This window comes from Paraburkholderia sp., from assembly GCF_035656215.1.
GTDB lineage: Bacteria > Pseudomonadota > Gammaproteobacteria > Burkholderiales > Burkholderiaceae > Paraburkholderia.
This window is the reverse complement of the sequence record NZ_DASRSY010000241.1, coordinates 1-24,880: the sequence shown is the minus strand read 5'-3', so window position 1 is coordinate 24,880 and position 24,880 is coordinate 1. Positions and strand designations below refer to the sequence as shown.

The window sequence follows — 24,880 nt, the reverse complement described above, 5'->3', positions numbered from 1 at the left end:
GAGTCAGGAGTGTGGAGGGTTGGCCCTTACGGGCTGCGGTCCGCTACATTACCGTTCTGTTATCTGGGGTTTTATTCAACGGCTATGCGTAGATAACAAAACGGTAATCTGCAGGTCAGTGCTCCGACAGGTGAAATGACAAGAATGGGAAGCGTGGTTCAGGCCACTCATTTCTTGCTCATCATCGGAGAGACATCATGAAACTGCTTACCGCTATTGCTGTTGCTGCGCTTAGCCTGCCGTTTGGAGCGAATGCTTTTGCTCAATCTAGTCCGTCTGGGTTGACTCGCGCCGATGTTATGGCTCAGTTGCAGCAGGCTCAGGAAGAAGGGCTCGTGCCGACGCCTAATAATGACTATCCGCCTACGGCGAGGGAAATTGCTCGCAATCGCGAGATATATGCTATTCAGCATCCTGGGGATGGGGCTGGTGCCGCGAAGACGGCTGGGGCGGCAGGTGGTAGTGTCGCGGCTTCTGCGGATAATTGATGCTGTTTTTGTTCGCCTGTGGCCTTGGCCCTTTCTTGTTTTGTTTTTGGTTTATTAGCGTTCGCCCCTGTGCGGGGCAGGCACCTACTTTTCTTTGCATGCCGCAAAGAAAAGTAGGCAAAAGAAAGCGGCTCATATCGCTAGCTTATAAGCGGGTCCCCCGCACAGTTGCAGTAGTGGTGCATCTGGAATCTGTGTTCTCGCACACTCCGCGTTCGTGACCAGGCAGTCATTCTTCCGGCGGCGCTGCGCGCGCCGAAGGGTATTTCGCCATACTCAGTCACGTTAGTTGGGTTGTGTCCCTCAACTCACACCTGCCGCCCAATCCACGGCTGCGTCGAACAAGCTGTTTCCCGCAGGCGAGAGATTTCCGAATGTGTCGTTGTTCAGGAAAAACATCACGCGCCGGGCCGGGGCCAACGATTCGTAGTCCATTGTCGCGCCTTTTTCGTATGCGAAGATCGCGGCCTTTTCCGGTTGGCCGTACAGGGTCGCAATCGTTGTTGCGCCAAGGCCCGGTTTGCCCCAACTCATCGCCGCCTGTTTGCCATATACGTTTGTTACGCCTGCCGGCAAGCCGGCTGCGATCGGGTGGGGTGCGTTGACCAACCATAGGTAACGCTCTTTCTCCGCTTCGCCAAAATCGACGTCGTGGCGCTTGCCCGTCATCGCGAAGTCGTCAAGCAAATCGTTTTCCCATGTCAACAACGGTTTGGTCAGATAGCGCCAGCCGCCTGCCACCTGTTTGGATGAGACCGTCGATGAAATGATGACGAGATCGGCATCGCCGGTTGCCTCGGGTGCTTGTGCCTGATCCAGCATGCGCACGCTGTAGCCGCGCGCGCCCAGATGGTCCGCGATCTTCTGGTCGACAGCCAGGTTCGGCCCGTTCAGTTGCACAATCATGACGACTTTTTTGCCCGTGCGTGGCCCGTTCGATGCGGCGCGCGCACCCGGCGTCGTGACAGCCAGCAACGCACCGAGGCCCGCCGCCGCAGTCAGAAATGAGCGGCGCTTAGGTGCGGGTGCTGAACCCTTTTCTGATCCTTTATTTTGACGCTTCATAACGATTCCAGTCCCGTGCTGATCAGTTGAATGCGTGTATCTCGTGCGATTCCGGCATGACTTAGAACTCGAGTGTCGACAGCAAGGAGACCTGACGGGCGTCGCCGACCGATACGAAGCACTTGTTCACGCTCGACGGGTAGTAGGTCTTGTTGAACAGATTCTTCACGTTGAGCTGGAACGACAGGTGCCGGTTGCCGAGTTTGGTGTCGTACGTGGCAAAGGCGTCGGCGACCGTGTAGGCCGGCAGCGTGAAGCTATTGGCCGAATCGCCCGGACGTACTCCGACGTAATGCGCGCCGGCGCCAACACGCAACTGGTCGCCGCCGAAGATCGTGCCGAAGTCGTACACCGCCGCGAGCGATGCCGTGTTCTGCGGTGCATTCAACAGGCGCTTGCCCGCGTAGAGCGGATCCTCGGTGGTCTTCGCCGATGTACGCGTAGCTCGCGATCACGCTCCAGTGCTGGCCGATCTGGCCGGCTACGTCGAGCTCGACGCCGCGCGAACGCGCCTTGCCGGCCGTGCGCCAGTCGGTCTGCCTGGTGGTGTCGTTGTACTGCTGCACCAGCACGTTCTTCTTGTCGATATTGAACAGCGCCAGCGTGCCGGTCAGGCCGCCAGGCATCGCTACCTTCGCGCCAAGTTCCCACGAGGTCGCTTCTTCAGGCTGTACCGATGAGTCGATCACCTCGCCGGAAGCAAGCGGCGCGATCGTCGAGGTCGGTTTGAGCGACTGCGTATAGCTGCCGTACAGCGACACCGTGTCGGTCCATTTGTAAATCACGCCCGCGCGCGGTAGCCATTTGGTGCCATTGATGTCCGTGTTGACGACGAACGGCCGGCCCTTTCCCGCGATCTGGTTGTAGCTCAGAAAACGCGCGCCGCCGATTAGAATCCACTTGTCGGTGAGATGCAAACTGTCCTGGACTGCGCCAGATTCGATTCGCCTTCCATTTCGTTGAACGGTTCGTCGAGGCGTTCACGGCTCGAAATGGCGAGCGGTTTGTTGGTCTTCGGGTCGAGCGCCGTGCCGCGATCGAACGGATAGAGAAACTTGCGATATTCGTACGACACCACCACCTGGGTAGCTCCGCTGGGTGGGAAGAGAGTGACAACGTTATCGGCTTTATGACCGGTCGCGGTTGCGTACCCGGGTAGCGCCTGTGATCACGGCGACGCCGAGCATGATGACCGCCACGATCGCGATCGTATGTTGGGCGACGTGCAGCGCCATCAACCCCCACGCCACGCCGCCTATCAGAATGATCCAACCTACGAGATAAATGAGCAGAGTCACCGTTATTCTCCTTTTCGATTCGACGGACGGGACCCGCTTGCCTGTCATGGAAAGTGCTCCCGGTCGCCCCGATTGAGCCGCTGAGATCGCTTGTCCGGACTGGCATTGCGGCCAGGTGAATCCAGCACAGGCGATCAACGGGTCTATCGAGCAGCAGATTTCGCGCCTGGCGCGGATGCGTCCGCCGAGCGGTGCGCGTGACACCTCGGTCGACGACAGCTAGAGAAAACCCTGACCAAATCGTCCTTCCATGCCGAAATTCCACTGGTATGATGACATCATGACGCGATAAGTGACGAGCGCGACTATAAAAAGAAACGTGCCTCTTCCCGCGCCACTGGTTTTGCAGTGCACAGACGTTTACACAGGAGACAAACGATGAAGGCCTCAAAACACTGGCTTGCGCTGGCGGCAGCCACGATTACCCTTTTCACTGCGGCGGGGGCTGCTGAGGCGGCCAACCTTATCGCCATCATTACGCCCTCGCACGACAATCCGTTCTTCAAGGCCGAAGCAGATACCGCAAATGCGCGCGCCAAGGTGCTGGGCTACGACACGATCGTCCTCGTGCATGACGACGATGCGAACAAGCAATCGAATCTGGTCGACACTGCCATCGCACGCGGCGCCAAGGCGATCATTCTCGACAATGCGGGTTCTGAGGCATCGATCGCGGCGGTGCGCAAGGCAAAGGCGGCGGGCATTCCGTCGTTCCTGATCGATCGTGAAATCAATGCGACGGGTATCGCCGTTTCACAAATCGTGTCGAACAACTATCAGGGCGCGCAGCTCGGCGGTCGCGCCTTCGTCAAGGCGCTCGGCGAGAAAGGTAACTACGTCGAACTCGTTGGGCGTGAAGCGGATATCAACGCGGGTATCCGTTCAAAGGGTTACCACGATGTGATCGACCAGTTCCCGAACATGAAGATGGTCGAGCGGCAATCGGCCAACTGGAGTCAGACCGAAGCATTCAGCGTCATGGAGACCATCCTGCAGAGCCACCCCGATATCAAAGGCGTGATTGCAGGCAACGACACGATGGCCATGGGAATATCGGCGGCACTGAAGGCCGCGAAACGCAGCGACGTGATCGTGGTCGGCTTTGACGGCAGCAACGACGTTCGCGATGCAATCGTGCGCAACGACATCCGGGCCACGGTTCTGCAACCCGCCGCGCTGGCTGCAACAGAAGCCGTAGAACAGGCCGACAAATATATGAAGACCGGTTCGACCGGCAAGCCTGAAAAACAGTTGATCAACTGCTCGCTGATTACCAAGGCGAACGCCGGCAAGCTCGACATGTTTGCCCTGCGCTAAAGGCTGGCCCCTGGAGGCGGAATGCCTCCAGGTTCTCATTCGGCGTAGAGCGAGGACATTCATGAGAGCTTCTGTATGCGCGGCCATTCTGCTGGTCGCGAACTGCGCGCTGTCCGGTTGCAAACTCGTCAAGAACGACCCCCAGGCGGCCAAAGGTCCACGCGATGCGTATGCGTCGGCGGGCTACGATCCGAACGCGATGGTCGCTTCGATGTGGAGCACGAAAGTGCTGCCCGACGTCGAGAAGCGCGCAACCGATATCAAGGTTTTGCTCGACGCGATCAAGGCCGACCCCGACGCGGCCGGCAAGAAGTACGGCTATCGTGGCAAGGACGACGGCGCCCCGTGGAATTTCCCGACCAAAGTGCATGGCACCATCGTGTCGGTCGACACCGATTCGAGTCAGGGTACGGTCGGCGTCGATACCACCGGCGATGGTAAGGCGGACGTGATCGTCGACATCGGACCGACTGTGTTGGGCACAACGTTGCGCGATTCGCTCGACTTCGTCTCGTTCGCGGATTTCCGCAATCAAATCGAGTACGCCAGATTCGGTACCGCGCTCAATGCCTATGCCGTGGCGCATGTGATGGAGACGTTACCGCGTAATAAGCTCAACGGGCAGACGATTACGGTGACGGGCGCCTTCTCCTATGACAGCGCCAGCGACCAGCCGGAAGTGGTTCCGCTAGCGGTCGCGCTCGGGAGCAAACCATGAGTGAAAGCCTCGCTAAGAGCGGTACCACTGGCGACGTCATGAACGACGTCGTCCTTCAGGTAGAAGGCGTGACGAAGGTGTACCCGGGCACCGTCGCGTTGAAGGACGTGAACTTCAGTGTGCGGCGCGGCGCTGTCAACGTGCTGGTAGGCGAGAACGGCGCCGGAAAATCCACGATGATGAAAATCATCGCCGGGGCGGAGCAACCCAGCACAGGGCGCTTGCTGCTCGATGGCCAGCCCATGGAACTGACGAGCAGTTCCGAAGCGTTGCGGCATGGCATCGGCATCGTGTTTCAGGAACTGAACCTGTTCCCGAATCTGTCGATTGCAGAAAACGTCTTCATTGCGCACGAAATTACGCGTGGACGCATCGATATTGATGCGAGTGCACAGCGTCGCAAAGTACGCGAGTTGCTGAAGCAGCTCGAACTAGACGTCAGCCCGGATACGCCGGTCGAGGAGCTGCGCATCGGTCAGCAGCAACTGGTCGAAATCGCAAAGGCGTTGGCTCACGACGCGCGCATCCTGATTCTCGACGAGCCGACTTCCGCGCTGAGTGCGGCAGAGGTCGAGGTGCTGTTTCAGGTGATTGCGGATCTGAAGTCGCAGGGCGTTGCCATCGTCTATATCTCGCATCGGCTCGAAGAACTGATCCGCATCGGCGACTACATCTCGGTGCTGCGCGATGGCCGTATCACCGGCAATCAACCGATGGACCAGGTGGACGTGCCGTGGATCGTGCGACAGATGGTGGGGCGTGAGACGAAAGATTTTTCCCGCCCGATCGGACACGAACGAGGCGGCGAAGTACTGACCGTGCGTGACGTATCGCTGCCGCGCAAGGGCGCGGGTTTGCTGGTGGACCACGTGTCGCTGTCGTTGCACGCTGGCGAGATTGTCGGCATCTACGGGCTGATGGGAGCAGGGCGCTCCGAACTGTTCGAATGCATTCTCGGCTGCCATCCGCATGCGACGGGCGACGTCGTGCTGAACGGAAAATCGCTGAACGGCAAGGCGATTGCAAAGCGTGTGGCCGGTGGCCTTGCGCTGATTCCCGAAGACCGCAAAGCGGATGCGTTACTGCCGATTCTATCGATTGGCAGCAACATGACGTTGTCGAGCCTCGCCGATTTCGCGCGCGGCTTTCACATTCAGCGTCAACGCGAGCAAAGCGCCATTACGCGTTTCATCCGGGATCTGGCGATCAAGGTGGCCGACTCGTACCTGCCTGTCAGCTCGCTCTCGGGCGGCAACCAGCAAAAGGTGGTCATCGCGCGTGCCTTGATGACGGCGCCAAAGGTCTTGCTGATGGACGAGCCAAGCCGCGGCATCGACGTGGGTGCGAAAGCGGACATCTTCAAGGTGATGCGGGACCTCGCCGTCAAAGGGCTCGGAATTCTGTTCGTCACGTCCGATCTCGAGGAGGTGATGGCGCTGTCCGATCGCATTCTCGTGATGTCGAACGGCCGTATTACGGCCGAATTCGATGCGGCCGAAGCGACGCAGGATGCGCTCGTCGCGGCGTCGGCAATCGGACACCGGGTGGACACGCATGGAACCGGACAACTCGCCGCTGCCTGATATAGCGCGATGCATGTCGAGAGACACATGTATCACACGACGCACGCCAGTCTGACCGTATTAATGGAGACGCATTCATGACGATTGCCATCAAAAGCGCTTCACCCGGAGCCAATTTCGGAGAGGCGCCGCTTCTAGTTCTACTCAAGCTACGGACGTTCATCGCGCTCTTCGCGGTCGTTATTTTCTTTTCGTTCGCGGCGCATAACTTCCTCAGCATCGAGAACATGCTGATCATGTCGCGACACGTTGCGCTCAACGCGTTTCTCGCGATCGGCATGACATTCGTCATCGTGGCCGGCGGCATCGATCTGTCGGTCGGCTCGATTGTCGGTCTTTCGGGGATGGTGGCGGGCGGATTGATTCTGAACGGCATTCCGATCGGCAGCAGCTACACCCTTTACCTCAGCGTGCCCGAGGTGATCGGCGTTGCGTTGTTATCGGGTGTCGCGGTTGGCGCGTTGAACGGTCTGCTGATTACCCGCCTCAATGTCGCGCCGTTCATCGCCACACTCGGTACCTTGTATATCGCGCGCGGCGCGGCGCTGCTGTCGTCGGGCGGTGAAACCTTTCCTAACCTGACCGGCAATGCGGATTACGGCACGACGGGTTTTCCGATCCTCGGTAGCGCGTCTATTCTCGGCATTCCGCTGACGGTCTGGCTGCTGGTCATAGTCGGTGTGTTCGCGGCGTACCTTGCGGCACGCACACCGCTTGGGCGCCAGATCTATGCGATTGGCAGCAACGAGCGCGCGGCGCAACTCTCAGGCGTACGCGTCAATCGCGTGAAGATGTTCGTCTATATGTTCTCGGGTTTTTGCGCGGCGATCGTCGGGCTGATCATTTCATCCGAACTGGTTGCGTCGCATCCGTTGAGCGGCGAGACGTTCGAACTCAATGCGATCGCTGCAGCCGTGCTGGGTGGAACGTCGATGTCGGGCGGCCGGGGCAAGATTGGCGGCACGATCATCGGTGCATTCGTGATCGGCATTCTGTCCGACGGGCTCGTGATGATGGGCGTCAGCTCGTTCTGGCAGACGGTCATCAAGGGCGTGGTGATCGTGGCGGCAGTGGTCGTCGACCAGGTCCAGCGGCGCGTACAGCAGCGCTTCGCATTGCAGAAGCAGGCCGCGACGACGGGAGCCTGAGCGATGAACGCAACGACCGCGGGCACGAAGCGTTTCAAGGGCGGCTTGATCGGATGCGGGTTCTTCTCGCGGAACCATCTGCACGCCTGGCAAGACATCGACGACGCCGAAATCGTCGCCTTGTGCGATGCGGATAGCGAGCGGTTGCGGGCGACCGGACAGGCGTTCGGCATCGAGCGCCTGTACACGGACGCAACGGCGATGTTGAGCGCCGAGGAACTGGATTTCGTCGACATCGCCACGACGGCGCCAAGCCACCGTCTGCTTGTCGAAATGGCCGCGCATGCCGGCGTCGCGACGATCTGCCAGAAGCCGTTCGCGTTGACGCTGGACGATGCGCGCGCGATGGTCGCCGCGTGCGATCAAACCGGCGTGCCGCTGATGGTCCATGAGAACTTTCGTTGGCAGCCTGCGATTCAGGCAGTGGGCCGCGCACTTCAAGATGGTCTGATCGGCGCGCCGTTCTGGGGCCGGGTGTCGTTTCGTTCAGCGTTCGATGTATTCAGCGGACAGCCGTATCTCGCGCAAAACGAACGCTTCATCGTCGAGGATCTCGGCATTCATATCCTCGATATTGCGCGGTTTCTGTTCGGCGATGTCGAGCGTCTCAGTGCGGCCACCTCACGGGTGAACGCTGCGATCGCCGGTGAAGATGTTGCGACGATCCTGCTGACCCACGAATCCGGCGTGACGAGCGTGGTGGATTGCAGCTATGCGTCGCGACGCTCACAGGAGCTGTTTCCGCAGACGTTGATCGAAGTGGATGGCACGGACGGCACGCTGCGATTGTCGGCTGATTACCAGCTCGAAATACACAACCGCGACGGCACGCGCAGGGAAATCGTGGCACCCCCGCCTTCGGCGTGGGCGTCCGCGCCCTGGGAGGCCATTCAGGGCAGCGTGCGGAACATTCAGCGGCACTGGATCGAATGTCTTCGCAATGGATGCGAACCGACGACGAGCGGCCGCGACAATCTGAAGACGCTCGCGTTGGTCGAAGCAACTTATCTTTCTGCGCGCGAAGGTCGAACGGTGACGTTGAAGTCGCTGGAAGAAGAAGCGGTGGCGAACACGCCCAGCTCGTTGAGCGCGGTGTCGCGATGAACGACCGTGAGACCGCGCTCGCGCACGTGTATTACGGCACCTCGCAGATCGAAGTGCAAGGGCAGGCACTGGCGGCCGGTTCCTGGTCCGCGCTTTTCGTCGATGGCGCGTTGCGCGATATCCGTTATCTGGGTGCTGAAGTCATACGGGCGATTGCTTATCTCGTGCGCGACCGGGATTGGGGCACCTGCCGGCCAGTGATACGCGGCATCGAAATTGACTCGCACGTTCGTGACCTGCGCGTCTCCTACTCCGCCGAATGCACGAATCCGGAGGGTCACGTACTGACTTACGCGGTTGTGATCGACTGCGACGCTGACGGCGCGCTCGAATTCCGCGCGCGTGCGACAGCACAAACAGACTTTCTTGCGGCGCGCTGCGGCTTCGTGGTTCTGCATCCGATCGACGGCGTGGCGGGCGCAGCGGCGCGCGTCGGGCATAGCGACGGCACGGTCGACGCATCGTCGTTTCCCGCGTTGATCGATCCGTGGCAACCGTTCAAGGACATCCGGGCGATCGAGCATTCGCATGCGTCGGGCCTGAACGTGCGCTGCGCCTTCACGGGCGATGTGTTCGAAATGGAAGACCAGCGCAACTGGTCGGACGCATCGTTCAAAACTTACTCGCGGCCGCTCGAATTGCCGTGGCCCTATACGATGGAAGCGGGCTCGACGCATGAGCAGTCCGTGCGTCTTGAGATCGAAGCCGCGCGGGAGCCATCGCCCACGTTACCGACCGTGTCGAATCGAGAGTGTGAAGTCCTGATCGACCTGCACGGCATGGATGAACCCATGCCTGCCCTCGGCATCGCGATTGCACCCGATGAAATCGACGCGGCACTTGCGAATCTCCCGTTGCTGGCAGAACTCGCGCCGCAACAACTGACGCTGCACTTCGATCCGGTCGCGGGTCATGGTCAGGCCGACTTCGGCCGCTTCGCGCACTTGCAGCGTCGCGCCGGAATTGCGGCGGTGCTCGAATGTGTTCTGCCCGGCGTCGGCGCGCCCGAACAGGAATTGCAATCGATCGCGACGCAGATCAGGGTGGCGGAGCTCGCGGTGACTGGCATCGTCGTTAGTCCGTCCGTGCACCGGCAGTCAAACCCGCCAGGGAGCATCAGTCCGCTATGCCCGCCACTCGACGAGGTTTATCGTGCGGCCCGCCGTGTGTTTCCCGATTTGCGCCTGGGCGGCGGGATGTTGAGTTACTTCACCGAGCTCAATCGAAAGCGGCCGCCATTGGATCTGGTCGATTGGGTCACGCACGCAACCTGTCCCATCGTTCACGCAGCCGACGATCACAGCGTGATGGAAACGCTGGAGGCGATCCCGCATATAACGCGATCATGTCGCGCGTTGATCGGCGCGCAGCCGTATGCAATCGGGCCCGTATCGATCGGCATGCGACAGAACCCGTACGGTTCGCGCGTCATGCCCAATCCGCAAGGTGAGCGCGTGGCGATGGCCGGCGACGATCCACGTCAACGCAGTCTGTTTGGCGCGGCCTGGCTTGCAGGCTATGCGATGGCGCTCGAAGGCGCCTCGCTCGAATGTCTGACCCTCGGCGCGCTGACAGGCGCGCGTGGGTTGGTCGATGGGTCGATCGATAGCGCGGCAGATCCGGTGCGCTACCCGGCATTTCATATCGCGGCTGCGCTGGCGCGGATGGCCGGTCTGAGCCGGTTGCCATGTCGCTCCGAAAGGCCTCGGGACGTCGCATGTTTCGGGGCGCGCGACGCCGAAGGAAGCCTGCGCCTGATCATCGCCAACCTCACGCCCGAAAAACGCACGGTGCGGCTGAATCCCGGCCGCGGACACATTCCTGGTGACATGAGTCTTGCGACGCTCGACGAATCGTCGGCCGGGCAGGCGCGTGCCGGGCACGTGCCGGCGGATCGCATAAGCCCTGGGTGCGACACCTTCGTCCTCAATCCGTTTGCCTGCGTCCAGATCGCTTCCGGGCTGACACCTTTCGGGCGCGTTTTCTCGTCATAAGAAACTCGACGATCGTCTTGAACTGCCGTCGGCATCAACGCGACAACGCGTGGTGACGAAACGGCCGAACTCCTTTTTTTTTGCTGGTGAACCGTGCTTGGTGAATACCCAGTGTCTAAATTTTAAGTGTAATGGTCTACTCATCATACCAATTAACCACATGAGTGATGTGTACTGAGAGATGCATACCGAGACATGGTTTGACTGGAGGGTGTGAGATGCAAACCGTACCTGTGGATCCCATCGAACGATCGGCCATACGCAAGGTGTCGATGCGGCTGGTGCCGTTCGTGGCGTTGATGTTCTTCATCAATTTTCTGGACCGCACGGCGATTTCGTTCGCCGGTCCGAACGGCATGACGAAGGATCTCGGCTTGAGCGCCGCACAGTTCGGGCTTGCAGCCGGCGTGTTTTTTATCGGCTACATCGTGCTTGAAATCCCGAGCAACCTCGCTTTGCACAAGTTCGGCGCCCGTCGCTGGCTGGCGCGGATCATGGTGTCGTGGGGCATTGTCGCGCTGCTGTTCACGTGGGTCAGCAGCATTCCCGGCCTGTACACGTTGCGTTTCCTGCTTGGTGTGACCGAGGCGGGATTTTTCCCGGGCGCGATCCTGTTCCTCAGCATGTGGGTGCCCTCGCGATATCGCAGCCATATCCTCGCGCTCTTCTACCTGGCGCAACCGCTGACGATCGTGATCGGTGCACCTGTAGCCGCGTTGCTGATCGAAGCGCATGGCGTGTTCGGACTCGCGGGCTGGCGTGTGATGTTCTTCGGTGTCGCTGTGCCGGCTATCGTGATCGGCGTCGTGGCGTGGTTCTACCTGGCTGACCGTCCGTCGCAGGCGCGTTGGCTCACACCCGCTGAGAAGACCTGGCTCACCGCCGAACTCGAAGCAGAGGAGCGCGCCCGCGTCAACGCTTCCACATCGCACTCGATGCATGCGCTGGCCGCGCTCAAAAGCGGCCGCGTCTGGATGTTCGCGCTGATGTACTTCGGCCTGATCTACGGTCTCTACGCACTGGCATTTTTCCTTCCGACGATCATCGGCGGCTTCGAAGGCCAGTTCGGTACGCACTTCAACGTGTTCCAGAAAGGCTTGATCACGGCGATTCCGTATCTGCCTGCCGCGGTGGCGCTGTTTCTCTGGAGCCGCAACGCGACGAAGCACGGCGTGCGTGCCTGGCACATCGGTGTGCCGGCGCTGATCGGCGCGGCGAGCATCCCGGTCGCGCTGTACATGCAATCGCCTGAGGCCACCGTCGCGGTGATCACGGTCACCGCATGCGCGATCTTTTCCGCGCTGCCGAACTTCTGGGCACTGCCCGCACGCTTCCTCTCTGGCGCCGCTGCCGCCGCGGGGATCGCGCTGATCAACACCATCGGCAATCTCGCCGGCTTTGTTGCGCCGTATCTCACTGGCGCCGTCAAGGACGCTACGGGCTCCTATCACGCGCCCATGTTTGTCGTCGGCGCACTGATGCTGGTCAGCGCGGGACTCGCTTTCGCGTTCTGCAGCAGCGCACGGCAGCCGAAACCCGGCGACGGCGTCGCACCCGTCGCGCTCGGACCGCAATCGCATTCGAGTTAGTCGTCAAGCATTTCAATGAATCCATGCAAGGAGGTCGCACCATGAAAGAAAAAATCGCACTGTTCGGCGCTGGCGGAAAGATGGGCTTTCGCCTCACGAGCAACCTGCTGAAGTCGGACTACCGCGTTGCACACGTCGAAGTGAGCGAGGCAGGGCAGAAACGCCTCAAGGACGAATTGAACGTCGAGTGCGTATCGACCGATGCAGCGCTCGACGGCGCACAGGTGGTGATTCTCGCCGTGCCTGACACGTTGATTGGCAAACTGAGTCACGAGATTGCACCGAAGCTGCCGGCGGGCACGATGGTGATGACGCTCGATGCCGCGGCGCCGTTCGCAGGTCATCTGCCAAAGCGCGACGACCTGACGTATTTCGTCGCGCACCCGTGTCATCCGCTGATCTTTAACGACGACGCCGATCCCAAAGCACGCCGCGATTTCTTTGGCGGCGCTTACGCGAAACAGTCGATCACCAGTGCGCTGATGCAAGGTCCGGAAACCGCGTTCGATCTCGGTGAAGACGTGGCAAAGGTGATCTACGCGCCGATTCTTCGCTCGTATCGGCTGAGCGTCGACCAGATGGCGCTGCTCGAACCCGGGCTGTCGGAAACGATCTGCGCGACGCTTCTGTATGTGATGCGCGAAGCGATGGACGAGACCGTGAAACGAGGTGTGCCGAAAGAAGCCGCGCGCGACTTTCTGCTTGGCCACATGAACATCCTGAGCGCGGTGATCTTCAACGAAATTCCCGGCGCGTTCTCCGATGCCTGCAATAAGGCGATCGAATTCGGCAAACCACGGTTGATGCGCGACGACTGGAAGAACGTGTTCGATCACGCGGAGATCGCCGAGAGCATTCGCCGGATTACCTGACAGGCCGGGGCGCCAGGCTTTCATGCAGATTTCTGAACAGGGACTTATATCGTGAGCGAACGTATCCACACCACTTACTGGCTCGAAACGGGCGATGATCCCCAACGCGCCGCCGACGTGATTGCCGGCGAGCAGTCGAGCGGCACCTTCGTCGCGCTGCCCAACGAGACGCCGGAACTGAAAGCGCGTTCGGGGGCGCGCGTCGAGCGCCTCACCGTGCTGGAGACGGCCGGCACGCCGAGCCTGACTGGCGGAATCGTGTCGGACATGTACACGCGCTGCACGCTCGAACTGTCGTGGCCGATCGAGAACATCGGTCCATCGTTACCGAATCTGATGTCCACGATTGCCGGCAATCTGTTCGAGTTGCGGCAGGTGTCGGGTCTTCGTCTGACGGGGCTCAAATTGCCGCCGTCGTTCGCGGCGGCCTATCCGGGACCCGCGTTCGGTATCGAAGGCACGCGGCGGCTGGGCGGCGTGAGCCACGGACCGTTGATCGGCACGATCATTAAACCGAGCGTCGGACTGTCGGCCGAAGAGACTGCGCAGCAGGTGCGCGAACTCGTTGCGGGCGGTATCGACTTTATCAAGGACGACGAGTTGCAGGCAGATGGTCCGCATTGTCCCTTCGACGAGCGCGTGCGGGCGGTGATGCGCGTGGTCAACCAGGAGGCGGATCGCACCGGCAAGAAGGCGATGGTCGCGTTCAATCTGACCGGCGACCTGGATCAGATGCGTCGTCGTCACGATCTCGTGCTGGCCGAGGGCGGGACGTGCGTGATGGCGGTGCTGAACTCCGTCGGCCTCGTCGGCATGCATGAACTGCGCCGCCACTCGCAGTTGCCGATTCACGCTCATCGGGCCGGCTGGGGGTATCTGTCGCGCTGTCCGGAGCTCGGCTGGGACTACGCACCGTGGCAAATGATCTGGCGTCTTGCCGGTGCCGATCATTTGCATGTGAACGGACTGCACAACAAGTTTAGCGAACCCGACGACAGCGTGATCGCCGCCGCGCGTGCTGTGCTCGCGCCGGTAATGCCTGAAGCGCCGATGCCGGCGATGCCCGTCTTCAGTTCGGGACAGACCGGCCTTCAGGCCGCGGACACGTATGCCGCGCTCGGCTGTGCCGACCTGATTCATACAGCCGGTGGCGGCATTTTCGGTCATCCCGGTGGCGTTGCGGCGGGCGTCGAGGCGTTGCGCGAGGCGTGGGTCGCGGTCATCGAAGGCGTGCCGCTGAAGCAGCATGCCGCTCGGCATCCCGCGCTGAACGCTGCGCTGGAGTTCTGGAAATGAACGGGACGCGCGAAGGAGACGCGGCGTGGCCCGATGGACTGCTGCTCGCCTATTACGGTGACGATTTCACGGGCTCGACCGACGCGATGGAGGCCATGACGGCCGCCGGTGTGCCGACCGTGCTCTGTCTGCAAAAGCCCACGCGCGAGTTGCTGGCGCGTTTTCCCGAGGTTCGGTGCGTGGGCATGGCCGGCTCTTCACGTGGACGTTCGGGCGCATGGATGGACGACGAACTGCCGGAAGCATTCGCAAGCCTTGCCACGCTCGGTGCGCCGATCCTGCAATACAAGGTTTGCTCGACTTTCGATTCGTCCCCGGAGGTCGGGTCAATCGGCCGCGCGATCGACATCGGCGTGAAGCATATGCCCGGAGGCTGGTCGCCGATGGTGGTTGGTGCGCCGCGCCTGATGCGTTATCAGATGTTCGGCAACCTGTTCGCCGCGGCCGACGGTGTCGGCTACAGGCTGGATCGGCATCCGACGATGTCACGGCATCCGGTCACGCCGATGAGCGAGGCCGATCTTCGCCTGCATCTCGCCAGGCAGACGGCGCGCCGTATCGAGCTGATCGACATGATCCAGCTTCGTGGCGACGATGTAGACGCCCGGGTTCGCGCACTGAGCGCGGCCGACACGCCGGTCGCTCTGATCGACGTGCTCGATGAAGAGACGCTGGCGGCGGCGGGCCGTCTGGTCTGGAAGCATCGCGGCGAAGGGATTTTTACGGCGTCGTCGTCGGGCTTGCAATACGCGCTTGCTGCGTACTGGCGAGCGTGCGGACCGTTACCGGCGAAGTCGTCGCTACCCCTCGCCGGCCCGGTTCAGGCGATTGCCGCAGTAAGCGGCAGTTGTTCGCCGGTGACGGCCGTGCAGATCGCCTGGGCACGCGCGCACGGTTTTCACACGGAGCGTCTTGAGTTGCGTAGGGCGCTCGACCCGCGCGACGGCGACGCGGAGATTGAACGCGTCGTAACGGCGGCAGCACAGACGTTGACTCTCGGAATAAGCGCGATCGTGTATAGCGCCGAAGGGCCCGACGATCCGGCGGTAACCGGCTTCGACGCCATCGCCTCGTCAGCGGGGCTGACGCGCCACGACGCAGCGCGCAAGATCGGGCGCGCCTTGGCGGAGGTGATGCGACGGCTGCTCGATCGCGTTGATCTGGCTCGCGTGGTTGTCGCGGGTGGCGACAGCTCGGGCGAAGTGGCAAGCACGCTTGGTATCGACGCGCTGAGCGTCGTGGCAGGGCTTGCGCCTGGCGCGCCTTTGTGTCGCGCGTGGTCCGCCGAGCCGCGGCGCGACGGCCTGCAAATCGTGCTGAAAGGCGGCCAACTGGGCGAAGCATCGTTCTTCGGCGCAGTGAGGGAAGGGCGCGTGTCCGGGGTATGACGTGTGGATCCGGCGTTGGCGGGCGTCGAAACACCTGGCGATTGCGCTGCCGCCACTGGCGTTGCCGTGTCACGGACACCGCCAGCCTGGTATGCTTCCATCTGTTGGGTAGTCCGTGGTAAGGTCATTACACCACTTGGTTTTACGCGGATATGTCATGGCTGAGATCATTCAGCGCCGAAAGCTGTATCAGGAAGTTGTCGATCGACTCATGGAGCGCATTCGCTCGGGCGAAATTGCGCCCGGCGCCCAGCTTCCGTCGGAACGGGAGTTGATGGAAATTTACGGCGTTGGCAGGCCAGCGATTCGCGAAGCGCTGCAAACGCTGGAGCGCTCGGGCATCGTCGAGATTGTTCATGGCGAGCGTGCGCGGGTCGTGGTTCCTACCGCAGACAGGCTGATCGCGCAGATCGCCGGCGGCGCGATGCATCTGCTACGCAGCCATCCGGACATGCTGATCCACCTGAAAGAGGCGCGCGTCTTTCTCGAGATCGGTACGGCGCGGATGGCGGCGGAGCGGGCCAATGAGGAAGACGTGGCCCGGCTGCAACTCAGTGTCGCCCGGCACCGCGCTTCGATGGTCAATCTCGAGGAGTTTATCGAGCAAGATATGGCGTTTCATCGCGAGATCGCGTTAGTCAGCGGCAACCCTATTTTCCCGTCGATTGTCGAATCGCTATTTCGCTGGGCGGGCGAGTACTACCGCCCGCTAGTGCGCGCGCCGGGGGCCGAGGAATTGACGTTGTCGGAGCATCAGCGAATCGTCGACGCGATCGCGAAACATGATGGCGAAGGCGCGGCCGAAGCGATGCGCGCGCATCTGAATCGCGCAAACGAGTTGTATCGAACGCTCAGCCGGACGTAGTCGGGGGTTCGGCCCGGTTCACGTCCGGCTACGATCCGGGATGCGGCGCATCTGGCACTTCATCTGGCTGGCGTATCGGCCGGAATGTCGTGCCGGAATACTAACGTCTGGTCCTGCGTACTATCGACGATGCTGTCGCGCTTGCAGATCCATGCAAACGCCCAATCCTGGGCAACCTCGATCGCCTCGTCTTCCGTGTCGAAATACGAAAGATCGCGCTCGATGTGCATTTCTCCATCAACGTCATCGTCAGCCGAAACACGGATCAGTCGCGCGTGAGCGAAGAATTTCCCAAGGGAGAAATCCGGAGTCGCGTCGATGATCCACCCACGGTACCCGCATTGCATGATTGCCTCCGATACTCAGGCTATTCGGGATTCGAAAAGACAAAGCATGGATTCGTCCAGTCGTAATCGCTAAACCTCCCCAGTCAAAAGTTCGCGGGCTTCCGCGCCATCGGCAGTTGCGCAGACGGCCATCTCGGACTACCGATACTGTTATAGACCTTCGGCGACTGAACGGTGATTCCAATCATCGACGGAAGCAAAGAAAATGCCCATTCGAATAGGCTGCGGAATTGAGCTAACTGGGCGTTCGCACGCCTCGACGTAGGCACAGGTTATGCGTGCACACCATAGTGCTGGAGTGAACTGGCGAAACTGAGGGAGAGCGAAATGAACCCCTATGCAGGGCGGTCTCATGATGAACGGAGTGCTGCACAAAAGAACCGAAAACAAAAAGCGCAGGAACAATCGGGCGGTTCGATGGCCGTCGAAGGAACGGAGGCCGATGCCACGCATAGCAGCGGCGAGCTTTCCGAAAAAGGAAAGGAAGTGTGGCGCAAAGGCGCCGGCATCGACGGGGGAGGGAAGAGCACGTAAGCCATTCCTGCACGCGACGTGGCATCAGGGAACGGATGCGCCGCGTGCACTGAAGAATGACGCGGATTGTTCGACCGGATGAACGGTTTTCAAACCGCTCGTAGAAATTTCATTGCGTATCGATGGCCGCGGTTATCCGGCCCTCCGAAGCTTGTAGAACCGCTGCGAGGTCATCGAATTGGCAACCGTACTTCTAGTTGATGATGCCCCGAATATTCTGCGCCCACTTCGACTGCTGGTAGAGCGTGAGGGATACCGTGTGCTGACGGCTTCTCCGGACGCACCAAGACCGGGACAGCCGTGAAGGCGGTGGCGATGCGACGCTTTTCAATGAGTTGCGCATTCGAAGGATGACCATACCCCGGCCTGCCACAAACCCGGCAGGTGGGGGTCGTACCGTATGGCCGAAACCGATGAAAAAGTGAGTTTTTTCATCCCGGCGTGTCGTTTTTGATAGTCTCCCTTCGTCGTCTCAATGTCGGCATGCATGCGGCTTGCCGCCGCATTCAGCCAAAACTGATAGGAGATTTGCCATGACGATTCAAAAGATCACGCCTTTTCTCTGGTATTCGAACGAAGCAGAGGAGGCCGCTGCTTTCTATGCGGGCATCTTCCCAGACTCGCGCGTCGTTCGGGTCACGGCGGTGCCGAGCGCCGGTTCCACGAAAGTCGTCGAGTTCGTTCTCTTTGGGCAACCCTTCATCGCCATGAGCGCCGGGCGACTCGACCCGTTCAATCACGCGATATCCCTTATGGTCAACTGTAACGATCAGGCAGAACTTGATCGCTATTGGGACGCGTTTCTCGAGGGCGGCGGTTCGACCGAGGAGTGCGGCTGGGTGAAAGACCGCTTCGGCGTTTCGTGGCAGATCGTTCCAAATGATCTCATCGCGATGATGGCTGATCCCGATCCAGTAAAGGCAGGGCGCGTTGCAGAGGCCATGCTGAAAATGACGAAGTTCGACGTCGCCGCGCTGAAGGCTGCGTATTCGGGGGCAACGGATTAGCAAAGGCTCTGTACATCGGGTGCGTTATAAGGCGTCGGTCAGGTTTGCTCGCTTTCGGCCGACGCTTTTATATCTCTGGTTCTAGCTGCCGGGTTAACCGGCAGTCGTCGAAGTTAGGGCGCAAAACTGTCGCCCTGTATCAAAGTCAGGCCGACATCCGAACACGCGAGAGGAGAATCATGAGTAAAGTATTCGTCAACATTGGACTTAGCCTCGATGGCTACATGGCGCCGGAAGGAATGACCATGGAGAATTGGGACAAGCCTGAGTACAAGAACTGGGGCGCTAAATGGGGTGCGCTGATGGCCTGGATCCTCAATCAACAGTACTTCCGCGAGAACCTCAAGCTCGGGCCAGGGGGCGAGACCGGCCCGGTCAATGATCTGCTTCGCAGCACCACGGAGCGCATCGGTGCCGACATTATGGGCAAGCGAATGTTCGACCAAGGCGAGCGCGCCTGGCCAGAGGAGGCTCCGTTTCACACACCGGTATACGTTCTTACCCATGAGAAACGCGAACCCTGGGTGCGCCCGGGTGGGACGACCTTCTACTTCATCAGTGACGGACCGGAGCGTGCCCTTGAGCTGGCTCGGGAATCCGCAGGCAGTCGTGATATTCGTATCGCGGGTGGAGCCGATGTGATCCAGCAGTACCTGGCCATGGGTGTCGTTGACGAGCTGGAAATCGCCTTGTCACCCGTGTTGTTCGGCGGTGGGCGGCGTCTCTTCGAGAACCTGCGCGAGCCCGGGCCGCAGTTTCGCATCGACAAGGTTCTTGATGGTCCAGCTGCCACACACTTGCGCTATGTGCGTCAGTGAGGACGGCCTAACAATCGGTTGCAGCGGACGGTCCGCTGCGCGGGCCGCGTTGCCCCACACGTCATGTCAATTCCTGTGTGCCGCGGGTGCACTTCTGCTAGCATCCGCGCATGAATATCCATGCCAAATCCATTCGCTACTTCGACACGATCTTACGCTCGGGATCTATCCGCGAAGCTGCACGCCGGTTGCACGTCGATGGGTCGGCGGTTAACCGACAACTGCTCAATCTGGAAGGCGAGATAGGCGCGGCATTGTTCGAACGCCTGCCAGGCGGGTTGCGTCTCACGGAAGCAGGGCAGATTTTCTCGCAACATGTCGTCACGGTGCTGCAGGATGAGCAGCGGACACTCGCGGAACTGGAACTGCTACAAGGCGTGGAGCGCGGTGAAATTCGCGTAGCAGCTGCGGAGAGTCTGAATGCCGACTTCCTGCCAGCCGTACTCGAAAACATGTTGCAACGATATCCGAAGGTGCGTATCCATACTTTCATGCTGGGATCGGAGCCGATTGCGCAGCAGGTGTCGTCGGGAGAGGTCGATGTTGGCGTAGCGTTTGCGATGCAGGACACCCCGGACCTGACCTGTGCCGGCAGCGGTATCTTCCGCCTCGGCGCGATCATGGCGCCGGACCATCCGCTCGCGGCCTGCAAGGAAGTGTCATTCGACGATTGCGCGGCTTTCCCGCTAATCATGGCCAATCCGGATTTCGCCGTGCATTCGCTACTGTTGCCACTGATGCAGAAAGCGGCAAGGCCAGTGCAACCGGTCGTGTACACCGGCGCGATCGAGCTGATGCGCCAGTTGGCGATGCGTGGGGTAGGCATCGCGTTTCAGACGCGTATCGGTCTCAAGGCGCTCTGTGAGAACCGACGGCTTGCGTATGTGCCCTTGCGCGAGTCGGAAAACGTGGCGGCCCACCTGGGCGTCTATGTCAGGTCAGCGCGCGCATTGCCGCCTGCGGTGACGGCGCTCATCGCTATCATGAACGAACAGCTCGGTAGCCTGCAGCGGGAGGAAGCAGGCGCGGACTGAACGGTATGAACTTCCCCGCTGCAAAATTTGCAGCGGCGCGCTGTTTATTTGCCGCTACGCGTGGCGCGGCACTCTCCCTATACTTGACTCACAACAACGGAATCAGGGAAGAGGCGATGTTTCGCTTGGCTGTCGAATCCGCGTGGGAAGAGGGCCTGAGGCATCACGCGATGCATCGTATTCCGCTGCAATGGCGGAGAAAACATGCCCCTGCGCCGATCAGCTATCGAAATGCAAAACACACTGCTCCTCCGCGTCGCTTCCCTGCAATAAGGTGATGCGCCAGCGGCGCGCGCGATTCGTCGCGTGCAAGGCCCGCTCACGCAAGACCCAATCCCAGCCGTTCCGCGTTAAATACGCTGTTTTCCAGAACAGCGCTCGGGAACTGCTGCGTCCGGATCAGGAAGAGAGCACATGTCGACTACATCTGAATGGCCACTGGAACTCGTGGTGGCCGACACCGATCCGCTTACTGCGGAGATCAGTTCGTTAAAGCTGAAGGCGGCCGACGGCGGACCGTTGCCCGCGTTCTCAGGCGGCGCGCACATCAAGTTTAGGGTGGACCTCACCGATGGCGCGAAAGACCCCGTCACGCTGCCCGGCGCGCTGAGAACACCGACGCGCGGCGAGCGCTGCTATTCGCTCGTCAACAGCGACGACCAGTCGGGCTATTACGAAATCGCAGTCAAACGGGAAGCGGCAGGCGCAGGCGGATCGCGCTTCATGCACGCGCTTCGGACTGGCGAGCATGTTCGTGCTGCGCTGCCAACGAACGATTTCCCCTTGCACGATGAACCGCACGAAGCCGTTCTCATGGCCGGCGGTATCGGTATCACACCGATTCTGTCGATGGCGAAGGAACTCAGTGCGAAGGGTGCTCCGTATCGTTTGCACTACGCAGCGCGCAGTCCGGAAACCATGGCGTATCGAACCGGCATCTCGCACTTGCGCGGTGAACAGGCGAGCCTGTACTTCGACTATGGCGATCCTGCGCGAGGTATGCCACTAGCAGAAGTGATCGGGCAACCGGCCCCGAATCGTCACCTCTACGTTTGCGGGCCACGTCCCTTGATCGACGCCGTCGTCGCCACCGCGCGTGCGCAGCAATGGTCAGCCGGGCACGTCCACTTCGAATTGTTTGGCGCGCCGACACCGCAAGCCGGTAACCGTCCCTGCCGGGTCGTGCTTCAACGCAGCGGTTTGACGCTGGACGTGCCCGCGGAAAAAAGCATTCTCGACGCAATGATCGACGCGGGGCTCGATCCCATGTTCGATTGCCGGCGCGGTGAGTGCAGCGTGTGCGCCGTGCGCGTGCTGAGTGGCACGCCGGAGCACCACGACTACGCACTGTCCGACGACGATCGCGATCACGAGCATCTGATGTGCGTGTGCGTCTCAAGAGCCCGGGAAGGTGAGTTGGTGCTGGACGCCTGATGTCGCCATCCGGTGCGACTTCTCAAGATAACGGAGACACAATGAGTACGTTTGTCAAAAACGCCTGGTACGTTGCGGCGTGGAGCAATGACGTTGGGCGGCAACTGTTGGCGCGCACCATCCTTGGCGAGCAGGTGGTGCTGTATCGACGCGAAGACGGCACACCTGCTGCACTGGTCGATCGCTGCCCACACAAACTGGCGCCGCTTTCGCTGGGAGAATTGAAGGGCGACCACGTGCAATGCGGGTATCACGGCATGACGTTCGACTGCTCGGGCGCTTGCGTGCGGGTACCCGGCCAGCAGAACATTCCGCCCACCGCGCGCGTCAGATCCTTTCCTCTCGTTGAGAAGTACAACGCGGTCTGGATCTGGATGGGCGATCCGGCATCTGCCGACACCGGCGCTATCGTCGATGTTCCTCACTATGACGATGCGGACTGGGGCATCGTCGACGGGCAATATCTTCACTTCAGATCCAACTACCTGAACATCACCGACAACCTCGTCGATCCGGCACATACGAGCTATGTGCACAAGAAGACTATCGGCAATGCGGCAGGCGAGGACGTCGGCGTCAAGGTGGAGCAGGGCGATTCGTACGTGCTTGCATATCGCTGGATAAACAATGCGCCGCCGGTGCCGCTCGTCGAAAAGATGGCGGATTTCGCCGGCATGGTGAACCGCTGGCAGTACTACTACCTGCATCTGCCGTCCACTTCATATGTGGACTTCGGCAGCATCGACGCGGGTATCGAGCCGACCGAGACCAATAAGGATCGTGGATTCCGCTCGTTCAGCTTCAATTTCCTGACACCTGAAACCGAATCGACCACGCACTATTTCTGGCTGCATCTGCGCAACTATCACGCGCACGATGCCCAGGTCTCGGAAGACGTCGCACGCCTGATGACGCTCACATTCGATGAAGACGCCGTGCTGCTCGCCTATGTCCAGCGCGAACAGGAGCGCACTGGGGTGCGCGAATACACCCGACTCGGCATAGACAACGCGCCTGTGCGGATCCGCAAGATGGTCGAACGTCTGCAAGCAAAGGAAGCGGTCCCGCCGACCGCGCTTGTACTGCACCAGGTGCCGGGCGAAACACAGTCATCCACGTCGTAATTATCAGGAGTTCGAGATGGAATTTTCGATTGGCTGTAACGGCCGGGGCGTACAGCACACACAGCCCGTGTCGGTAGACGAGCAGTTCCGCATGTTGAAGGAGTCCGGCGTGTTCGACCATTTCGACCGCATGCCGCAACCTGGTCAGGAACGTGAATATCTGCGCGCGGCTGACCGGTATGGCATTCCGATCCGCACGGGCTTGTGGTCATACACCGCGGGCCGCGATGAGGTCGTGCTCGAAAAGAATCTGCGCCTGTGCAAGGACGCCGGCGGCGAGTTTCACAACATCATGCTGTACACGAAGCACGCGAAAGGTCATGTGGTGACCGATCAGGACATCGTCGAATTCTATCTGCATGCCCATGAACTAGGGCAGAAGATCGGCATCGCCATTGGTTTCGAAGTGCATATCTACATGTGGTCGGAAGATCTTCGGCGCATCACGCCGGTGGCCCGGCAGGTTCAGCAGCGTGGCGTACCGTTCAATTTCGTTCTCGATCACAGTCATGTGCTGCTGAAGGTGGACAACCTCGAGGAACAGGATGTAAGCGGCATTCGCGAAGATGTGGAGTCCGGGCGGTTCGTCATCGACCCCTATGAAGAAGGCAATGTGCTCGACCAGTGGATTGGCATGAACATGACGCATTGGCTGCAGATCCGGCCCGTCTCGCCGAATGGCCCAAAGAATCCGTGGGAAATGAAGGACGGCGGCACCTATGGCCGTGCCTGCCAGTATCCCTTTTTCAGGCCGGCGCCGGGCGAATGGCATCTGCCGTGGAATGCCTATCGCGTCGAACCCTGCAAGGACGTCGTGCGCCGCGTGCTGCGGCATCACCGCGACACACCTGATAGCCCACTGCGCTACATCACCACCGACATGATCGACATGCCCGATTACGGTGGCGGCGTGAAGTATTCGCTTTTCGAGCAGAACGTGGCGATTGCCGATTGGTTCCGTCGCACGTGGGCGGACATCAAGCGAGAAAAGGCAGTCGCCGCACGCGTTTGAGCGCAAGGCGTACCAAGGAAGCACCCGTGAAGTGCATCCAGAAAAAATATCTGGAGGAGACACATGAAAAAATTTATCGGGTGGCTGACCAGCATGAATGCCCTGACCGGTACGCAGGCGTTCGCGCCTGGACCGCTCAAGGATCTCACGCTCGACGCTGGTTTCATTCTGGGCAGCAAGAACAAGACGTTTGCATCAGGCAAACAGGCCATCGTGGTGGGGCCGAATCTTGTTTTCAACGTACCTGGGAATTTCGACGTCGCGCTGCTTTACTGGTCACAAAAATCTGGTTCGTGTCGGGTTTGGCTGGGAATACTGGATGAACAAATATGGAACCGATCATCGGAGCGTCAAAGGCGCGTTGCAAAGTATGCCTTTTGTAACGGCTGATATCCATTTTGACGATTCGACGACGGGGTGATCCGCGATGAAGTGGGGCACCCGCGCCGCGTCGTGTTTGCAATTCAACTTCTACGTTGTGAGGAATATCGATGAAGACCAAAGCAGCAATCGCATGGAAAGCCGGCGCCCTGTTGACGATCGAAGAGGTGGATCTGGAAGGTCCGCGCGCCGGTGAGGTCCTGATCGAAGTGAAGGCGACGGGCATCTGCCACACCGACTACTACACGCTCTCGGGCGCCGATCCCGAAGGCATCTTCCCGGCGATTCTCGGCCACGAAGGCGCGGGCGTGATCGTCGATGTGGGTCCGGGCGTCGGCACGCTTAAAAAAGGCGACCACGTCATTCCGCTCTACACGCCGGAATGCCGCCAGTGCAAATTCTGCCTGTCGCGCAAGACCAATCTTTGCCAGGCGATCCGTTCGACGCAAGGCCGCGGCCTGATG

Annotated in this window: 24 protein-coding genes and 1 pseudogene; 21 read left to right on the top strand and 4 right to left on the bottom strand. The window is 60.3% G+C overall.

The features are described 5' to 3' along the window. The first annotated feature begins 197 nt into the window (after positions 1-197). Positions 198-488 carry a DUF4148 domain-containing protein gene (locus VFE81_RS13595; protein WP_325045093.1) on the top strand — a complete coding sequence of 97 codons (291 nt, stop codon included), beginning with the start codon at positions 198-200 and terminating at the stop codon, positions 486-488. Between the two features lie 303 nt (positions 489-791). On the opposite strand, the gene VFE81_RS13590 is transcribed toward VFE81_RS13595, so the two are convergent. The 3 genes and pseudogenes from VFE81_RS13590 to VFE81_RS13580 form a co-directional block, all read right to left on the bottom strand. Further along, the gene (locus tag VFE81_RS13590; RefSeq protein WP_325045092.1) at positions 792-1,553 is read right to left on the bottom strand and encodes a hypothetical protein; all 762 of its coding nucleotides are present in this window, start codon (positions 1,551-1,553) and stop codon (positions 792-794) included. A 61-nt stretch (positions 1,554-1,614) separates the two neighbouring features. Then, positions 1,615-2,664: pseudogene (locus tag VFE81_RS13585) on the bottom strand (TonB-dependent siderophore receptor); the annotation flags it as partial. A 16-nt stretch (positions 2,665-2,680) separates the two neighbouring features. Next, positions 2,681-2,851 (bottom strand): hypothetical protein, encoded by a 171-nt coding sequence (locus tag VFE81_RS13580; RefSeq protein ID WP_325045091.1) that lies wholly within the window; start codon positions 2,849-2,851, stop codon positions 2,681-2,683. A 378-nt stretch (positions 2,852-3,229) separates the two neighbouring features. Between VFE81_RS13580 and VFE81_RS13575 the strand changes: the two genes are divergently transcribed. The 11 genes from VFE81_RS13575 (at position 3,230) to VFE81_RS13525 (ending at position 16,725) form a co-directional block, all read left to right on the top strand. After that, positions 3,230-4,168 carry a D-ribose ABC transporter substrate-binding protein gene (locus tag VFE81_RS13575; RefSeq protein WP_325045090.1) on the top strand — a complete coding sequence of 313 codons (939 nt, stop codon included), beginning with the start codon at positions 3,230-3,232 and terminating at the stop codon, positions 4,166-4,168. Positions 4,169-4,229: 61 nt separating this feature from the next. After that, on the top strand, positions 4,230-4,886 hold the full coding sequence (locus VFE81_RS13570; protein WP_325045089.1) for a DUF2291 domain-containing protein: 657 nt from the start codon (positions 4,230-4,232) through the stop codon (positions 4,884-4,886). Further along, positions 4,883-6,469 carry a sugar ABC transporter ATP-binding protein gene (locus VFE81_RS13565; RefSeq protein ID WP_325045088.1) on the top strand — a complete coding sequence of 529 codons (1,587 nt, stop codon included), beginning with the start codon at positions 4,883-4,885 and terminating at the stop codon, positions 6,467-6,469. Before VFE81_RS13570 ends, VFE81_RS13565 begins: the two co-directional genes overlap by 4 nt. A gap of 77 nt (positions 6,470-6,546) precedes the next feature. Next, positions 6,547-7,617, top strand: coding sequence for an ABC transporter permease (locus VFE81_RS13560; RefSeq protein WP_325045087.1), 1,071 nt, complete (start codon positions 6,547-6,549; stop codon positions 7,615-7,617). Between the two features lie 3 nt (positions 7,618-7,620). Continuing rightward, positions 7,621-8,721 (top strand): Gfo/Idh/MocA family oxidoreductase, encoded by a 1,101-nt coding sequence (locus VFE81_RS13555; protein ID WP_325045086.1) that lies wholly within the window; start codon positions 7,621-7,623, stop codon positions 8,719-8,721. Further along, a complete protein-coding gene (apnL, locus tag VFE81_RS13550) occupies positions 8,718-10,715 on the top strand; it encodes a D-apionate lactonase (RefSeq protein WP_325045085.1) in 1,998 nt (665 codons plus the stop codon). The genes VFE81_RS13555 and apnL overlap by 4 nt, the downstream gene beginning before the upstream one ends. A 218-nt stretch (positions 10,716-10,933) precedes the next feature. Continuing rightward, positions 10,934-12,304 carry an MFS transporter gene (locus VFE81_RS13545; protein WP_325045084.1) on the top strand — a complete coding sequence of 457 codons (1,371 nt, stop codon included), beginning with the start codon at positions 10,934-10,936 and terminating at the stop codon, positions 12,302-12,304. A gap of 41 nt (positions 12,305-12,345) precedes the next feature. Continuing rightward, positions 12,346-13,176, top strand: coding sequence for a phosphogluconate dehydrogenase C-terminal domain-containing protein (locus VFE81_RS13540; RefSeq protein WP_325045083.1), 831 nt, complete (start codon positions 12,346-12,348; stop codon positions 13,174-13,176). A 51-nt stretch (positions 13,177-13,227) separates the two neighbouring features. Further along, positions 13,228-14,472 carry a ribulose-bisphosphate carboxylase large subunit family protein gene (locus VFE81_RS13535; RefSeq protein ID WP_325045082.1) on the top strand — a complete coding sequence of 415 codons (1,245 nt, stop codon included), beginning with the start codon at positions 13,228-13,230 and terminating at the stop codon, positions 14,470-14,472. Next, on the top strand, positions 14,469-15,860 hold the full coding sequence (gene oiaK / locus VFE81_RS13530; RefSeq protein ID WP_325045081.1) for a 3-oxo-isoapionate kinase OiaK: 1,392 nt from the start codon (positions 14,469-14,471) through the stop codon (positions 15,858-15,860). The genes VFE81_RS13535 and oiaK overlap by 4 nt, the downstream gene beginning before the upstream one ends. Positions 15,861-16,017: 157 nt before the next feature. Next, positions 16,018-16,725 (top strand): transcriptional regulator NanR, encoded by a 708-nt coding sequence (locus VFE81_RS13525; RefSeq protein ID WP_325045080.1) that lies wholly within the window; start codon positions 16,018-16,020, stop codon positions 16,723-16,725. A gap of 59 nt (positions 16,726-16,784) precedes the next feature. Here VFE81_RS13525 and VFE81_RS13520 read toward each other — a convergent pair whose 3' ends face one another. Beyond that, complete coding sequence (locus VFE81_RS13520) at positions 16,785-17,072, bottom strand: hypothetical protein (protein ID WP_325045079.1); 288 nt, start codon at positions 17,070-17,072, stop codon at positions 16,785-16,787. A gap of 327 nt (positions 17,073-17,399) precedes the next feature. Between VFE81_RS13520 and VFE81_RS13515 the strand changes: the two genes are divergently transcribed. The 9 genes from VFE81_RS13515 to VFE81_RS13475 form a co-directional block, all read left to right on the top strand. Next, a complete protein-coding gene (locus tag VFE81_RS13515) occupies positions 17,400-17,606 on the top strand; it encodes a hypothetical protein (RefSeq protein WP_325045078.1) in 207 nt (68 codons plus the stop codon). Positions 17,607-18,139: 533 nt separating this feature from the next. Further along, positions 18,140-18,613 carry a VOC family protein gene (locus VFE81_RS13510; protein ID WP_325045077.1) on the top strand — a complete coding sequence of 158 codons (474 nt, stop codon included), beginning with the start codon at positions 18,140-18,142 and terminating at the stop codon, positions 18,611-18,613. 179 nt (positions 18,614-18,792) lie between these two features. Then, positions 18,793-19,431: a dihydrofolate reductase family protein gene (locus tag VFE81_RS13505; RefSeq protein ID WP_325045076.1), complete on the top strand. Its 639-nt coding sequence runs from the start codon at positions 18,793-18,795 to the stop codon at positions 19,429-19,431. Positions 19,432-19,541: 110 nt separating this feature from the next. Then, positions 19,542-20,465 (top strand): LysR family transcriptional regulator, encoded by a 924-nt coding sequence (locus VFE81_RS13500; RefSeq protein ID WP_325045075.1) that lies wholly within the window; start codon positions 19,542-19,544, stop codon positions 20,463-20,465. A 414-nt stretch (positions 20,466-20,879) separates the two neighbouring features. Further along, positions 20,880-21,899, top strand: coding sequence for a PDR/VanB family oxidoreductase (locus VFE81_RS13495; protein ID WP_325045074.1), 1,020 nt, complete (start codon positions 20,880-20,882; stop codon positions 21,897-21,899). Positions 21,900-21,940: 41 nt separating this feature from the next. Continuing rightward, complete coding sequence (locus VFE81_RS13490) at positions 21,941-23,023, top strand: aromatic ring-hydroxylating dioxygenase subunit alpha (RefSeq protein WP_325045073.1); 1,083 nt, start codon at positions 21,941-21,943, stop codon at positions 23,021-23,023. A gap of 16 nt (positions 23,024-23,039) precedes the next feature. Further along, positions 23,040-24,035 carry a xylose isomerase gene (locus tag VFE81_RS13485; protein WP_325045072.1) on the top strand — a complete coding sequence of 332 codons (996 nt, stop codon included), beginning with the start codon at positions 23,040-23,042 and terminating at the stop codon, positions 24,033-24,035. 63 nt (positions 24,036-24,098) lie between these two features. Continuing rightward, positions 24,099-24,425, top strand: a complete 327-nt coding sequence (locus VFE81_RS13480; protein WP_325045071.1) for a hypothetical protein — start codon at positions 24,099-24,101, stop codon at positions 24,423-24,425. 101 nt (positions 24,426-24,526) lie between these two features. Beyond that, a partial coding sequence (locus VFE81_RS13475; RefSeq protein ID WP_325045070.1) for an alcohol dehydrogenase catalytic domain-containing protein occupies positions 24,527-24,880 on the top strand: 354 nt, incomplete at its 3' end.

Excerpts from the sequence above, each read along its gene's own strand:
- VFE81_RS13595 (WP_325045093.1), top strand. The coding sequence starts at position 198 with ATGAAACTGCTTACCGCTATTGCTGTTGCTGCGCTTAGCCTGCCGTTT.
- VFE81_RS13590 (WP_325045092.1), bottom strand. The coding sequence starts at position 1,553 with ATGAAGCGTCAAAATAAAGGATCAGAAAAGGGTTCAGCACCCGCACCT.
- VFE81_RS13575 (WP_325045090.1), top strand. The coding sequence starts at position 3,230 with ATGAAGGCCTCAAAACACTGGCTTGCGCTGGCGGCAGCCACGATTACC.
- VFE81_RS13570 (WP_325045089.1), top strand. The coding sequence starts at position 4,230 with ATGAGAGCTTCTGTATGCGCGGCCATTCTGCTGGTCGCGAACTGCGCG.
- VFE81_RS13565 (WP_325045088.1), top strand. The coding sequence starts at position 4,883 with ATGAGTGAAAGCCTCGCTAAGAGCGGTACCACTGGCGACGTCATGAAC.
- VFE81_RS13560 (WP_325045087.1), top strand. The coding sequence starts at position 6,547 with ATGACGATTGCCATCAAAAGCGCTTCACCCGGAGCCAATTTCGGAGAG.
- VFE81_RS13555 (WP_325045086.1), top strand. The coding sequence starts at position 7,621 with ATGAACGCAACGACCGCGGGCACGAAGCGTTTCAAGGGCGGCTTGATC.
- apnL (WP_325045085.1), top strand. The coding sequence starts at position 8,718 with ATGAACGACCGTGAGACCGCGCTCGCGCACGTGTATTACGGCACCTCG.
- VFE81_RS13545 (WP_325045084.1), top strand. The coding sequence starts at position 10,934 with ATGCAAACCGTACCTGTGGATCCCATCGAACGATCGGCCATACGCAAG.
- VFE81_RS13540 (WP_325045083.1), top strand. The coding sequence starts at position 12,346 with ATGAAAGAAAAAATCGCACTGTTCGGCGCTGGCGGAAAGATGGGCTTT.
- oiaK (WP_325045081.1), top strand. The coding sequence starts at position 14,469 with ATGAACGGGACGCGCGAAGGAGACGCGGCGTGGCCCGATGGACTGCTG.
- VFE81_RS13525 (WP_325045080.1), top strand. The coding sequence starts at position 16,018 with ATGGCTGAGATCATTCAGCGCCGAAAGCTGTATCAGGAAGTTGTCGAT.
- VFE81_RS13520 (WP_325045079.1), bottom strand. The coding sequence starts at position 17,072 with ATGCAATGCGGGTACCGTGGGTGGATCATCGACGCGACTCCGGATTTC.
- VFE81_RS13515 (WP_325045078.1), top strand. The coding sequence starts at position 17,400 with ATGAACCCCTATGCAGGGCGGTCTCATGATGAACGGAGTGCTGCACAA.
- VFE81_RS13510 (WP_325045077.1), top strand. The coding sequence starts at position 18,140 with ATGACGATTCAAAAGATCACGCCTTTTCTCTGGTATTCGAACGAAGCA.
- VFE81_RS13505 (WP_325045076.1), top strand. The coding sequence starts at position 18,793 with ATGAGTAAAGTATTCGTCAACATTGGACTTAGCCTCGATGGCTACATG.
- VFE81_RS13500 (WP_325045075.1), top strand. The coding sequence starts at position 19,542 with ATGAATATCCATGCCAAATCCATTCGCTACTTCGACACGATCTTACGC.
- VFE81_RS13495 (WP_325045074.1), top strand. The coding sequence starts at position 20,880 with ATGTCGACTACATCTGAATGGCCACTGGAACTCGTGGTGGCCGACACC.
- VFE81_RS13490 (WP_325045073.1), top strand. The coding sequence starts at position 21,941 with ATGAGTACGTTTGTCAAAAACGCCTGGTACGTTGCGGCGTGGAGCAAT.
- VFE81_RS13485 (WP_325045072.1), top strand. The coding sequence starts at position 23,040 with ATGGAATTTTCGATTGGCTGTAACGGCCGGGGCGTACAGCACACACAG.
- VFE81_RS13480 (WP_325045071.1), top strand. The coding sequence starts at position 24,099 with ATGAAAAAATTTATCGGGTGGCTGACCAGCATGAATGCCCTGACCGGT.